The 13,551-nt window shown below is 48.5% G+C and carries 14 protein-coding genes; 13 read left to right on the top strand and 1 reads right to left on the bottom strand.

Going from position 1 to position 13,551, the window contains the following annotated elements; all coding sequences use genetic code 11:
- Positions 1 to 8 precede the first annotated feature (8 nt).
- The 5 genes from ybeY to recO are packed head-to-tail and all read left to right on the top strand — an operon-like array spanning position 9 to position 2,970.
- Positions 9 to 491: an rRNA maturation RNase YbeY gene (gene ybeY, locus QWY22_RS08255; RefSeq protein WP_300983926.1), complete on the top strand. Its 483-nt coding sequence runs from the start codon at positions 9 to 11 to the stop codon at positions 489 to 491.
- A complete protein-coding gene (locus tag QWY22_RS08260) occupies positions 478 to 831 on the top strand; it encodes a diacylglycerol kinase family protein (protein WP_300984353.1) in 354 nt (117 codons plus the stop codon). The genes ybeY and QWY22_RS08260 overlap by 14 nt, the downstream gene beginning before the upstream one ends.
- 20 nt (positions 832 to 851) lie before the next feature.
- On the top strand, positions 852 to 1,262 hold the full coding sequence (locus QWY22_RS08265; RefSeq protein ID WP_300983928.1) for a cytidine deaminase: 411 nt from the start codon (positions 852 to 854) through the stop codon (positions 1,260 to 1,262).
- A complete protein-coding gene (gene era, locus QWY22_RS08270; RefSeq protein ID WP_300983930.1) occupies positions 1,246 to 2,163 on the top strand; it encodes a GTPase Era in 918 nt (305 codons plus the stop codon). The genes QWY22_RS08265 and era overlap by 17 nt, the downstream gene beginning before the upstream one ends.
- A 12-nt stretch (positions 2,164 to 2,175) precedes the next feature.
- The gene (gene recO, locus QWY22_RS08275) at positions 2,176 to 2,970 is read left to right on the top strand and encodes a DNA repair protein RecO (protein ID WP_300983932.1); all 795 of its coding nucleotides are present in this window, start codon (positions 2,176 to 2,178) and stop codon (positions 2,968 to 2,970) included.
- Between the two features lie 202 nt (positions 2,971 to 3,172).
- Here recO and QWY22_RS08280 read toward each other — a convergent pair whose 3' ends face one another.
- On the bottom strand, positions 3,173 to 4,549 hold the full coding sequence (locus QWY22_RS08280) for a glycine--tRNA ligase (RefSeq protein WP_300983934.1): 1,377 nt from the start codon (positions 4,547 to 4,549) through the stop codon (positions 3,173 to 3,175).
- Between the two features lie 314 nt (positions 4,550 to 4,863).
- Between QWY22_RS08280 and ccpN the strand changes: the two genes are divergently transcribed.
- The 8 genes from ccpN (at position 4,864) to QWY22_RS08320 (ending at position 13,523) form a co-directional block, all read left to right on the top strand.
- Positions 4,864 to 5,502, top strand: coding sequence for a transcriptional regulator CcpN (gene ccpN, locus QWY22_RS08285; RefSeq protein WP_036809447.1), 639 nt, complete (start codon positions 4,864 to 4,866; stop codon positions 5,500 to 5,502).
- Positions 5,503 to 5,512: 10 nt separating this feature from the next.
- Positions 5,513 to 6,325, top strand: coding sequence for a pyruvate, water dikinase regulatory protein (locus QWY22_RS08290; RefSeq protein ID WP_300983935.1), 813 nt, complete (start codon positions 5,513 to 5,515; stop codon positions 6,323 to 6,325).
- Between the two features lie 188 nt (positions 6,326 to 6,513).
- Entirely contained in the window at positions 6,514 to 8,316 is a 1,803-nt protein-coding gene (gene dnaG / locus QWY22_RS08295) for a DNA primase (RefSeq protein WP_300983936.1), read from the top strand.
- 30 nt (positions 8,317 to 8,346) lie between these two features.
- A complete protein-coding gene (gene rpoD / locus QWY22_RS08300; protein ID WP_074510989.1) occupies positions 8,347 to 9,501 on the top strand; it encodes an RNA polymerase sigma factor RpoD in 1,155 nt (384 codons plus the stop codon).
- A 134-nt stretch (positions 9,502 to 9,635) separates the two neighbouring features.
- A complete protein-coding gene (locus QWY22_RS08305) occupies positions 9,636 to 10,775 on the top strand; it encodes an acyl-CoA dehydrogenase (RefSeq protein WP_036809436.1) in 1,140 nt (379 codons plus the stop codon).
- 128 nt (positions 10,776 to 10,903) lie between these two features.
- The gene (cccA, locus tag QWY22_RS08310) at positions 10,904 to 11,290 is read left to right on the top strand and encodes a cytochrome c550 (RefSeq protein ID WP_300983937.1); all 387 of its coding nucleotides are present in this window, start codon (positions 10,904 to 10,906) and stop codon (positions 11,288 to 11,290) included.
- 423 nt (positions 11,291 to 11,713) lie between these two features.
- Positions 11,714 to 12,427: a tRNA (adenine(22)-N(1))-methyltransferase gene (locus tag QWY22_RS08315; protein ID WP_300983939.1), complete on the top strand. Its 714-nt coding sequence runs from the start codon at positions 11,714 to 11,716 to the stop codon at positions 12,425 to 12,427.
- A complete protein-coding gene (locus QWY22_RS08320; protein ID WP_300984354.1) occupies positions 12,414 to 13,523 on the top strand; it encodes a Nif3-like dinuclear metal center hexameric protein in 1,110 nt (369 codons plus the stop codon). Before QWY22_RS08315 ends, QWY22_RS08320 begins: the two co-directional genes overlap by 14 nt.
- Positions 13,524 to 13,551 lie beyond the last annotated feature (28 nt).

The raw sequence follows: 13,551 nt of genomic DNA on the forward strand, positions 1-13,551 counted from the left end.
GAATAGGTATGATGTCGATTGATTTTATGGACGAAACTGAAAGTTTAGGCGAAAATGAACTGCAATTTGTGGAGAAAATTTTGCAGCATGCGGCTGAAGCTGAAAATATTGGAGCTGCTGAAGTGTCCGTCACTTTTGTGACCAATGATGAAATCCAAAATATCAACAAAGAATACCGGGGCAAGGATGCGCCGACCGATGTCATTTCTTTTGCTATGGAAGAACTGGGCGAAGGGGAAGTCGAAATCGTCGGCTCGATGGAACCGCGTATGCTCGGCGATATCATCATTTCACTCGACCGGACAAAAGAACAGGCGGCGGATTACGGCCATTCATTTGAACGGGAATTGGGCTTTTTGGCCGTGCACGGCTTTTTGCACCTGTTGGGCTATGACCACATGACCAAAGAAGACGAAAAGACAATGTTCGCCAAGCAGGAAGAAATTCTGTCTTCGCTTGGAATAACCCGTGACGGTTATGAAGGCGAGTAGATTTTTCAAGTCCTTCAAATTTGCGGTGCAGGGAATTGGGTTTGCATTGAAGCGGGAACAAAATATGCGGCTTCATATCCTGGCTGCTCTTATTGTCCTGGCAGCCGGTGTTTGGACAGGCCTTTCCAAAAGTGAATGGCTCATCGTCCTGTTGGTGATCGGCGGCATGCTGGCGCTGGAAATGATGAATTCGGCGATTGAACGGGTCGTCGACTTGGCGTCGCCAGCCATTCACCCGCTGGCAAAAGAAGCGAAAGACATAGCGGCGGGCGCCGTTTTGGTATTTGCCGCCGCAAGTGCTATAATTGGTTTATTAATCTTTATCCCAAAATGGTTATAACTTTATAGAGGTGATTCGTAATGGAGAAAGAACAATTGATGACAGAATCAAAAACTGCACGCGAACGGGCATATGTGCCGTATTCGAAATTCAAGGTCGGCGCAGCACTCCTGACAGCTGACGGCAAAGTTTACCATGGCTGCAATATTGAAAATGCCGGCTATTCCATGACAAACTGTGCAGAGCGCACGGCGATGTTCAAAGCCGTTTCAGAAGGCGAACGAAACTTCACAGCACTTGCTGTAGTAGCAGATACGAAAGGCCCGGTATCGCCGTGCGGCGCATGCCGCCAAGTGATCGCAGAATTCTGCGCGCCGAACATGCCGGTTTATTTAACAAATTTAAATGGCGACGTCCAGGAAACGACAGTCAGCGAACTGTTGCCAGGTGCGTTTTCAACGGAGGATCTAGAGTATGCAACAGGGAAATAACGGATTCAAATCGGGCTTTATCTCGATCATTGGACGCCCAAATGTCGGCAAATCAACGTTTCTAAACCGTGTCGTCGGCCAGAAAATCGCCATCATGAGCGATAAGCCGCAAACGACGCGCAACAAAGTCCAGGGAGTCGTGACAACAAACGATAGCCAAATGGTCTTTATCGACACACCGGGCATCAACGAGCCGCGCCATAAACTGGGCGATTTCATGCTGCGGGTAGCGAAAAACACGTTCCGCGAAGTGGACGTCTTGTTGTTTGTGGCGAGCGCAGATGACCGCATCGGCAAACAGGACCGTTTTGTACTGGATATGCTAAAAGGCATCGATGTGCCGGTCTTTTTGGTATTGAACAAAATTGACCAGGTTCATCCGGACAATTTGCCGAAAATCATTGAAGGCTACCGCAATGAATTTGACTTTAAAGAAGCGATTCCGATTTCGGCGCTGCAAGGCAATAACGTCGAGAACTTGCTGGCCAAAATTACGGAATACCTGCCGGAAGGGCCTCAGTATTACCCGGCCGATCAAATCACCGACCATCCGGAGCGCTTTATCATTTCGGAATTGATCCGTGAAAAGGCATTGCATTTGACGCGGGAAGAAATTCCGCATTCCATTGCGGTCGTCATTGAGAAAATTGCACCGGACAGCGAAAACAAAGACATGATCCGCGTCCAGGCAACGATCATGGTCGAACGCGATTCCCAAAAAGGCATCGTTATCGGGAAAAAAGGCGTTTTGCTGAAGGAAATCGGCTCCCGTGCACGGAAAGACATTGAAAACCTGCTTGGTTCTAAAGTGTATTTAGAGCTATGGGTCAAAGTCCAGAAGGATTGGCGCAACAAAGCAGTGCATTTGCGTGATTTCGGTTTCAGAGACGACGAATATTAAGGAGTCGGTTTCATGCTGAATCAATTAGAGGGGATTGTGATCCGGACGCAGGCATACGGCGAGAACAACAAAATCGTCACGTTGTTCACCCGTGAAGCAGGAAAAATCACCTGCATGGCAAGAGGCGCGAAAAAGCCTTCGAGCCGCCTGGCAGCCGTCACCCAACAATTTACGCATGGCAGCTATTCGATTTTTAAAGGCAAAGGCATGGGCACGCTGCAAAGCGGGGATCCGCTGGAGTCGCTCCGGCATATCCGGGAAGACATCATGAAAACAGCTTACGCCAGCTATATCACCGAGTTGATTGACCGGCTGACCGAACAGGACGAGCCGCAGCCGGCGATATACGATATGTTGTACCAGGCGCTTCATGCAATCGAAGAAGGCTATGACCCGGAAGCGATTTCGCTGTTCGTTGAATGGAAGATGCTGCCGTCCGCAGGTTTGACGCCGACTTTGCACCAATGTGCAAATTGCGGCGCCACCGACGGCGAATTCGCATTTTCGTTCGAGGAACTCGGCTTTTTATGCCATCGCTGTTTCCACATTGACCGCTACATCATCCGGTTGAGCCCGGCGCTCGTCAAGCTGATCCGCACGTTTTATTTTGTGCCGATCGAACGCGTCGGTTCGCTGAAGCTGAAAAAGGAATCGAAGTCGCTGCTGAAGGGAATTGTGCGGACGATTTACGAAGAACAGGCCGGCATCCGGCTGAAATCGCGCAAATTCCTGGAACAGCTCGAACGGACGCCTGAATTTTTGCCGAAAAAAGAAGAACAAGACCCGCAGCAGGATGAAATCACCTGAGCGGGTCTTTTTTTGTAGAAAAGGTACTGGGAAGCGGGTACTGTCGGAAAGGCAGGGAATACTATCCGCTTGAGGCGAAATACTGTCCGGACAGGGGCAAATACTGTCCCAAACCGGCTCCTTACTGGCCGCAGCAAAAGCCGCCGGTCCCAAGGACAAAAAAATCCGGAGCATCATGCGGATGCTCCGGATCGTTCATCTATTAAAACTCAATGTGTTTAGCGATATAAGCTTGCACTTCGCCGATCGGCATGCGCACTTGCTCCATGGAATCGCGGTGGCGCACGGTTACTTGGCCATCTTCCACGGAATCAAAGTCGTAGGTGATGCAGAAAGGAGTACCGATTTCATCCTGGCGGCGGTAGCGTTTGCCGATGGACTGGGATTCGTCGTAATCCACCATGAAATGCTTCGCCAAATCAGCGAATACTTCCGTTGCGCCTTCAGCCAATTTCTTCGACAATGGCAGAACAGCCGCTTTATAAGGCGCTAGCGCCGGATGGAATTTCAAGACGGTGCGTTTGTCGTCATTTTCAAGTTCTTCTTCGTTGTAAGCATCGACAAGGAAGGCCAGCGTTACACGGTCAGCACCAAGGGAAGGCTCGATGCAATACGGAACATAACGTTCGTTTGTAATCGGATCGATGTAGTTGAAGTCTTCGCCGGAATGTTCCATATGGCGCTTCAAGTCAAAATCGGTGCGGTCCGCGATGCCCCAGAGCTCGCCCCAGCCGAATGGGAATTTGTATTCGATGTCGACAGTTGCATTGGAGTAATGGGACAATTCGTCTGCGTCGTGTTCGCGAAGGCGCATATTGTCTTCAGACATATTCAGGTTCAAAAGCCAGTTTTTACAAAAATCGCGCCAGTAAGCGTACCATTCCAAGTCTTCACCCGGTTTGCAGAAAAATTCAAGTTCCATTTGTTCAAATTCACGCGTACGGAACGTAAAGTTCCCCGGAGTGATTTCGTTTCGGAAACTTTTGCCGATTTGTGCAATTCCGAACGGGATTTTTTTGCGCATTGAACGCTGGACGTTTTTATAGTTGACGAAAATCCCTTGCGCCGTTTCCGGACGAAGGAAGATTTCATTTGTAGAAGATTCGGTCACTCCCTGGAAGGTTTTGAACATCAAGTTGAACTGGCGGATGTCGGTGTAATCCTGCGCGCCGCAAGTTGGGCACTTGATATCATGTTCCTGGATCAACTCAGCCATTCTCTCGAAAGACAGGCCGTCGACGATCATTTCAATGCCTTTTGCATCGAGTGCATCTTCGATCAGTTTGTCGGCGCGGTGGCGTGTCTTGCAGCTTTTGCAATCGATCATTGGATCGTTGAAGTTGCCGACGTGTCCGGATGCCACCCAAGTTTTCGGGTTCATCAAAATTGCCGCGTCAAGGCCGACGTTGTGGACGGATTCCTGGACGAACTTTTTCCACCAAGCTTTTTTGATATTGTTTTTCAGTTCGACGCCAAGCGGGCCGTAATCCCATGTATTTGCCAGACCGCCGTAGATCTCAGAGCCCGGGAAAACAAATCCTCTGTGTTTCGCTAACGATACTACATCTTCCATTGACATAAAAATTACCTCCATAAAATAAAAAATCGTACACGTCCCGGACATATAGTCCGAGGACGAGTACGTTATAACCCGCGGTTCCACCCCGATTGGCTGAATGCTCAGCCCTCTTAAAAGATAATAGCTCCGGAGCGCCTGTTTCCTGTCTGTGCGGGCTTTCACCATCCCCGCTCGCTTTTTGTGACAGTACTGTATTTCTCCATCATAGCCTGATATTCGATTCGATAAGTATTGTACCACGCTAAACTTTTCTTCGCAATATCGCTTTAATTAGTATATAATAATTAACATTGAGTATAACATATTTTGAGGCGGTGAGTCCGATCGAACTCAATAAACGGCAAGAAGAGATTTTGCGGATTGTCAAAGGCAATGGCCCGATTACGGGTGAGCAGATTGCAGACCGTCTGCATTTGACAAGAGCGACATTAAGACCCGATTTAGCCATCCTGACGATGGCCGGCTTTTTGGATGCCCGCCCGCGTGTGGGATATTTTTATTCCGGAAAAAAACCGGGGCAGGATATTTCGGATACAATGAACAACATGAAAGTGAAAGATTTCCAATCGATTCCTGTTGTTGTGCGGGAAGACGTCAGTGTCTATGATGCCATCAGCCAGATGTTCCTGGACGATGTCGGCACTTTGTTTGTTGTAGACAAAAACTCCCTTTTGACAGGGGTATTGTCGCGCAAAGACCTGCTCAGAACCAGTCTCGGCAATCAGGATTTGGCTGCCATCCCAGTACATATCATTATGACCCGGATGCCGAACATTACTTATTGCGTGAAAAACGAATCGTTGATCCAGGCTGCGCATCGCTTGATCAATCAGCAGATTGACGCATTGCCGGTGGTCGATGAGCAGCCGGAAGGTTTTAAAGTGATTGGCCGATTGACAAAAACGAATATTACACGGGCATTTTTATCCTTGTCGGAAAGCCATGAATTGTGAGGTGCATAGTATGAAACAGCTTCGCTTGTTTATCGTCTCCGATTCCGTCGGAGAAACAGGGGAACTTGTCGCAAAGGCGGCGATCAGCCAGTATTTATATGCGGATCAAAATGCCGTTTTAAAAAGATTTCCATACATTGATTCGGTGGATCATTTGCAGGAAATCATCAAATTGGCTGCGCAGCAAAATGCCTTTATCGTGTACACCCTGGTGTCTCACGATTTGCGAAGCTATATAAAAAAAGAAACAATTAAATATAAAGTGACGGCAGTCGATTTGATGGGGCCGTTGATGGACGCATTGGAGAGGGAATTGGGATCGGTGCCGCTGGAAGAAGCGGGCCTGGTCCGCAAACTTGATGACGATTACTTTAAGAAAGTGGAAGCCATTGAATTTGCAGTGAAGTACGATGACGGCAGAGACCCGCGCGGCATTTTGATGGCGGATATCGTCCTAGTCGGCATTTCGCGCACATCCAAAACCCCGCTGTCCCAATACTTGGCGCACAAACGGCTGAAAGTGGCGAACGTGCCGCTGGTGCCGGAAGTGGATCCTCCGGAAGAACTGTTTAAAGTGGATCCTTCCAAATGCTTCGGCCTGGTCATTTCGCCGGAAAAACTGAATCACATCCGCAAAGAGCGGCTAATTGCGCTTGGTTTAAGCGATGATGCGAATTACGCCAGAATCAACCGGATCCACGAAGAGATCGCACATTTTGAAAAAGTGGTAGAGCGCATCGGCTGTGAAGTGGTGGACGTCACCAACCGGGCGGTTGAAGAAACCGCTAACCTGATTTTGAATAAACGAAATAACCGTTTTTGAAAAACCACCTGAGAGGGCGGTTTTTCTATTTTATTTGTGGATTTTTTCACGGAAACGTTTTATAATGAAGAATTGTGGATAAATTATATTAAGGTCTATTTATTTGGCTTCATCTTTTTGCGAAAAGATGAAGGAATTCACCTGAATATCTCGAATACAGTAAGTTAAGAAAAAAAGATGGTGATAGCGTGTCCAATCGAGTTCCTGAAGAAGTGATTGAAAAAATCCGGTCAACAACGGATATTGTGGACATAGTCGGAGAATACGTCCAATTAACAAAAAGAGGGCGCAACTGGTTCGGGCTTTGCCCGTTTCACGGAGAAAGCACACCGTCATTTTCGGTCACTTCCGATAAGCAGATTTTTCACTGCTTCGGTTGCGGCGCCGGCGGAAACGCCATTACGTTCCTTATGGATATAGAGAATATTACGTTTCAAGAAGCATTAGCCCGTCTGGGAAGCCGGGCGGGAATCGAAGTGGAAGTGAACACGCATGCTTCTGGAGAAGCAGCAACCGCACCTTCCAAAAGCGACAATCAGTTGATCTTGATGCACGAATTTTCGGCAGACATGTACCATCATATATTGCTCAATACCGAAGAAGGCCAAGCAGCGCTGGATTACCTGGAAAACAGGGGGTTTACCCGGGAGATGATTGAACGGTACCGCATCGGATGGTCCCTGCCGGAATGGAATTATATGGCGACAGCATTGCAGCGAAAAGGATACAGTGAAGAAGAATTGATGAACAGCGGACTGGCAATCCAGCGCGAACAGGGCAATGGCTTTTTTGACCGCTTTCGCGGCCGTGTAATGTTTCCGATTATGAACGAAAGCGGCAAAGTCATTGCCTTTTCAGGACGGATTTTGGAAAATACGAAAACGGAAGCAAAATATATGAACAGCCCGGAATCGCCGATTTTCCAGAAAAGCCAAGTGCTGTACAACGTCCACCAGGCAAGGAGCGCTATCCGGAAAAATCGGAAAATCATCCTGTTTGAAGGATTCATGGATGTCATTGCGGCCGGAAAAGCCGGCGTCGACAATGCTCTTGCGACAATGGGCACTTCGCTGACCCCGCAGCATATCCGTGCAATGAAGCGTTTTGCGCAGGAAATCGTCATTTGCTTTGACGGAGATGATGCCGGATGGGAAGCGGCCAAGCGGGCTGCCGTTGCACTCAATGAAGATAAATTCAAAGTGGAAGTTGCTGTTCTTCCGGGGAAAATGGATCCGGACGATTATGTCCGCGAGCATGGCCAAGACGCATTTCGGGAGCAAGTCATCGGCAAGCCGCACGCGTTTATCGCGTTTGCCATGATGCATGCACGCAGGCATAAGAATTTCCAGTACGAAAATGATCTGCTGCAATATGTCCAGGAAGTGCTGCAGCTCTTGGCTGGCCGTTCATCCCCGATTGAACGTGATTTGTATATCAAGCAATTGGCTAATGAAACCGGATTGTCAGAAGAAGCAATTTTGCAGCAGTACCGCAAACTGGAGAATCGCTCAATTGAACAAAGCCGTCCGGAAAGGGTGGCCAAAACCGCAAAGCGGGAGCCGAAGCGGATCACCTCTTTTCACCGGGCCGAACGGCTGCTGTTCTCGCATGCCTTAGCCAACCGGGATGTGACGAGGAAGCTCGCTGAAGTTGAATCGGGAATGCCTTTTGTCAGTGAAGAATTCAAAGCGCTGTATGTTCAGCTGCTCGGATTTTATGAAGAGTGGGACAAAGCGGATTTCCATAAATTCCTGGAAACGCTCCAGGACGCAGAACTCCGGAAACTGGTCATGGAAACGACGCTTTCCGAACGCGATCCGGAGCATGTGGATGAAGAAATAGCGGATTGCATCAAGCATCTTGATAAGCACCGGATAGAGCAGCAGATAAATTTGAAAATCCAGCAATCAAAAGAAGCGGAAAAACAGCATGATCTACAACGCGCTTTACTTCTTGCGCAAGAAGTGATTGCTTTGCGCAAATCATTGTAAGTTTATCCGGTTTTAAAAGGAGGAAGTCGTATGGCTGAGAAATCAGAACGCAAAAACAAAGTTGAAGCAAGCAATGTTTCATTAAGCACAGAAGGCCCGGAAGTAACTGTAGAAGAAGCAAAACGACAATTAATCGAAACAGGTAAGAAAACCGGTGAACTTAACTATGAACAGATAGCCGATAAATTAGCGGTTTTTGAACTGGAATCCGATCAAGTTGAAGAATTTATCGAACAACTTGAAGGCCATGGCATAGAACTTGAACGCAAATCGGACGACGAAGAACATTTGGACCGCCTGATGAAGCCGACAGAAGAAAAATTCGACTTGAATGACTTGAGCGTACCGCCAGGCGTAAAAATCAACGACCCGGTTCGCATGTACTTGAAGGAAATCGGCCGAGTCGATCTGTTGAAAGCGGAAGAAGAAGTCCGTTTGGCGAAATTGATCGAACAAGGCGATGAAGAAGCGAAAAAACGTTTGGCAGAAGCCAACTTGCGCCTCGTTGTAAGTATTGCCAAACGCTACGTCGGCCGCGGCATGCTATTCCTGGATTTGATCCAGGAAGGGAACATGGGCTTGATCAAAGCCGTTGAAAAATTCGACTACTCCAAAGGATTTAAATTCAGTACGTATGCCACTTGGTGGATCCGCCAAGCGATCACCCGTGCGATTGCCGACCAGGCGCGGACCATCCGGATTCCGGTGCATATGGTTGAAACGATCAACAAATTAATCCGTGTTCAACGCCAGCTGCTTCAAGACCTTGGCCGTGAGCCGTCGCCTGAAGAAATCGGGGAAGAAATGGACTTGCTTCCGGAAAAAGTGCGTGAAATCCTGAAAATTGCACAAGAACCGGTATCGCTTGAAACACCGATTGGTGAAGAAGACGACTCGCATCTTGGCGATTTTATCGAAGATTCGGATGCACAGTCTCCGTCCGACCACGCAGCCTACGAGTTATTGAAAGAACAGCTTGAAGACGTTTTGGATACGTTAACCGACCGTGAGGAAAATGTGCTTCGCCTGCGCTTCGGCCTTGATGATGGACGCACACGCACACTTGAAGAAGTAGGCAAGGTATTTGGTGTGACCCGTGAACGGATCCGCCAAATCGAAGCGAAAGCGCTCCGCAAGCTTCGCCACCCTTCGCGCAGCAAGCGCCTAAAAGATTTCTTGGAATAATAATTGAAAACGCTCCTGTGCTTTGTGCACAAGAGCGTTTTTTTATGTATTTTGGGATAACAGTTGAGTTTGTCTAAATTTTTCCTATATAATGAAAGTTGTAAGCGTATTCACAACAAAGGGGATGTAGTGAAATGAATTTCGATTTGACGCAAGAACAGCAAATGATCAAGAAAACCATCAAAGAGTTTGCCGATAAGGTAGTAGCTCCAGGAGCCGTCCATCGTGACCGCACCAATGAATTTCCAAAAGAAATCTTCAAACAGCTTTCCGACATGGGGATGATGGGGTTGCCGTTTGACGAGAAGTACGGCGGAGCAGGAGCTGACACAACGAGCTTTGCTATCGTCACCGAAGAATTGAGCCGTGCTTGTGCTTCCACGGGAATTACGTATTCGGCGCATATTTCCTTGGGCGGTGCACCGCTGAGTTTGTTTGGCACAGAAGAGCAGAAAGAAAAATACTTGGCGCCGATTTGTACAGGTGAATCGTTCGGAGCGTTCGGATTGACGGAACCGAATGCCGGGTCGGATGCAGGCGGTACGGAAACGCGTGCAGTTGAAGACGGCGATGACTGGGTCATAAACGGATCAAAAGTGTATATCACAAACGCAAGCTATGCGAAACACTTGGCAATCACGGCCATTACAGGCATGAACGACGGCAAAAAAGAAATATCGGCGATCATTGTGCCGACGGATGCAGAAGGCTTCACCATCATCGACAATTATGAAAAAATGGGGCTTCATGCATCGAACACCACTGAATTGGTGCTGGAAAATGTACGTGTGCCAAAAGAAAACCTGCTTGGCAAGCGCGGAGAAGGCTTTAAGCAGTTCCTGGTAACTTTGGACGGCGGACGCATTGGAATCGCTGCAATGGCGGTTGGAATCGCGCAGGCGGCATTTAACCGCGCCTTGAATTATTCAAAAGAACGCAAGCAATTCGGAAAATCTCTTTCCGAATTCCAAATTACGCAATTTAAATTAGCCGATATGGCCTTGAAGATTGAATTGGCCCGGAATATGGTGTACAAAGCGGCTTGGCTGAAAGACCAGGGACGCCCGTTCACGAAAGAAGCCTCCATGGCAAAGTTATACGCTTCTGAAATTTCCATGGAAGTGGCGGATGAAGCCATCCAGATCCACGGCGGCTACGGCTATATGAAAGAGTACGAAGTGGAACGCTATATGCGCGATGCCAAATTGCTTGAAATCGGCGAAGGAACTTCGGAAGTGCAGAAAATGGTTATCGCCCGCCAAATTGGCTGTTAAATTGCTGAATTTGTCACAATCGAGTAAAAGTTATCCGTTATGGCTTTTCGTTTTGCTAATAATACAGTACAATAATGAATGATACGAACACTATCATCAAGCAGAACTTATAGAGGGAGGGGTAACGGATGCAAAAAAATGCAATTGTACCTTACATCTTAATCATGGCGTTCGGTATTGGTCTGATTTTCTTCTTGTCTTTGGAAGGCGCCAATAACGAAGCTGAAATTGCTGAAGAACATGCAGAAGAAGGCGCTGGCGGCGAAGCTCAAGGCGAAGACGGCGGCAGCACGGAGTCGGCTGAATTCGATCCTGAAGCACAAGCGAAGCAAAGCTGTGTATCTTGCCACGGTTCAAGCTATGAAGGCGGAGTAGGTCCTTCACTAGTCGCAACTGAAATGGACCAAGCAGCAATCGAAGACATTATTGCAAATGGTAAAGGCGCAATGCCAGGTGGTCTCATCGAAGGTGAGAACATTCCAGCAATGGCTGAGTGGGTACTTTCACTCGAATAGTATTAAAAACCCTTAGTTCAAAACGAGCTAAGGGTTTTTCTTTAGCTGGCCCCTAGACCGTCGAGTCGCGGTCTGTCCAGCCTGCAATGGCAAAAAACGCCATCACTGGCCGGCCTTCCAACGCTTGTCGGGGCTGAGCTAGGCGCCTGCGCTTTTCTCATTGTCCAGCTCCAGCGCCTAGCCCCTCGAGTCGTTTCAGGTCAGCCAGCGATGGCAAAAAGCGCCATCACTGGCCGACCTTCCAACGCTTTTCGGGGCTGAATAAGGCGCCTGCGCTTTTCTTATTGTCCAGCTGCAACGGCCAGGTTCTCGGGTCATAAGTCAACCCAGCTATGTGGCAAAGAACGCCACTTCGCTGGGTTGACTTATGCCTGTCGAACCTAAACGGCCGTTTCCGCTTTTCTAGATTAGGAGGATTTAAAAATGAATGCTCAACAATTATCAATGCGGCTTACGCGGGTAGCGAGCCATGTGCCGACTGGGGCAACCGTGGCGGATATCGGCAGCGATCACGCCTATTTGCCGTGCTACCTCGTTTCCCAGGGACGGGCTGAACGCGCAGTTGCCGGGGAAGTGGTTAAAGGACCTTACGAATCCGCAAAAAAACAGGTTAAGCAAGAACAATTGGAAGACAAAATTGAGGTCCGGTTGGCTAGCGGGCTCGAAGCCATCCATCCGGAAGATGGCATTACTGCTATTACCATAGCTGGAATGGGCGGTCCGTTGATTGTTTCGATTCTGGACCACGGACTTGAAAAATTGGCGGGTGTCAGCCGCTTGATTCTTCAGCCGAATGTCCATGCCAAAGCCATCCGTGAATGGGCACAAACCCATCAATGGGCCATTGTGGAAGAAGAAATTATCAAGGAAAACAATAAAATTTATGAAATTCTCGTACTGGAGCGCAGCAGCCAGCCGGTTGTCCTGACGCCAGCCCAATTGCTGATGGGGCCAGTACTCATGAAACAGCAGACAGAAGCGTTCAGGGAAAAATGGCAAAGAGAAAGCGCGCAGTGGACAAATATCATTGCCTCCATTGAATCTACAGAACAGACGCTGGAAATTGTCGATAAGAAAAACGAACTGGTGCAAAAAATAAAACTGGTTGAAGAGGTGCTGAATGGTGAAAATTCCTAATGGACAGCAGATCATCGAAGAGTTTGAAAAATGGTCACCGAAATTCCTGGCAATGGAAGGCGATCCGATCGGCTTGCATGTCGGAACACTGAACAAAAAAGTTGAACGAGTGCTAGTAACGCTGGACGTCAATGAACACGTGGTGGACGAAGCAATAGAAAAAGGCGCAGGCTTGATTATTGCCCATCATCCGCCGATTTACCGTCCGATAAAAAACCTGCAGACGGATTTTCCGCAGGGGCGCATGATCGAAAAGCTGATTAAGCATGATATTGCCGTCTATGCAGCCCATACCAATCTCGATGTCGCCAAAGGCGGTGTCAACGATTTGTTGGCAGATGCGCTCGGGCTTGCCGAAACAAAAGTGCTCGTCCCTACATATGAAGCGGAATTGGTGAAAATTGCCGTGTTTGTTCCGGAAAGCCATGAAGAACAAGTGCGGGAAGCGTTAGGGAAAGCGGGAGCAGGAGCCATCGGCGATTACGAATTCTGCAGCTATACTTTATCGGGCACCGGGCGATTCCGGCCTACTGAAGCAGCGGATCCGTATATCGGCGAAGCAGGGAAGATGGAAGTCACCGCTGAATCGAAAATTGAAGTGGTGATCCGGAAATACGAAAAAGACCGGGCGATCCGTGCTATGATTGCCGCGCATCCATACGAAGAAGTGGCGTATGATGTGTTTACGCTTGAGAATAAAGAAGAAGCAATGGGACTCGGCCGGATTGGAACTTTGCCAGGCGACATGAGCTTGGAAGAGTTTACAGAGCTGGTCAAAGAACGGCTCGATGTACCGGCAGTCCGCGTTGTCGGAGATCTGGCCAAAAGGATCCAGAAAGTGGCGGTGCTTGGCGGTGACGGCAACAAATACATCCAGGCAGCAAAACGTTCCGGGGCAGACGTCTACGTAACCGGCGACTTGTACTTCCATGTCGCCCAGGATGCGGAAGCGATGGATCTGGCCGTTGTTGATCCTGGCCATCACGTTGAAAAAGTCATGATCCAAGGTGTTGTCGACCATATGTCGAACGAGCAGAATTGGCAATGTGAATTTCTGCCGTCCGAAGTCAATACCGAACCGTTCCGGTTCAAGTAAAAGGAAAAATTGCTTGGCTCCATTCACA

This window comes from Planococcus liqunii, assembly GCF_030413595.1.
GTDB classification, from domain to species: Bacteria; Bacillota; Bacilli; order Bacillales_A; family Planococcaceae; genus Planococcus; species Planococcus liqunii.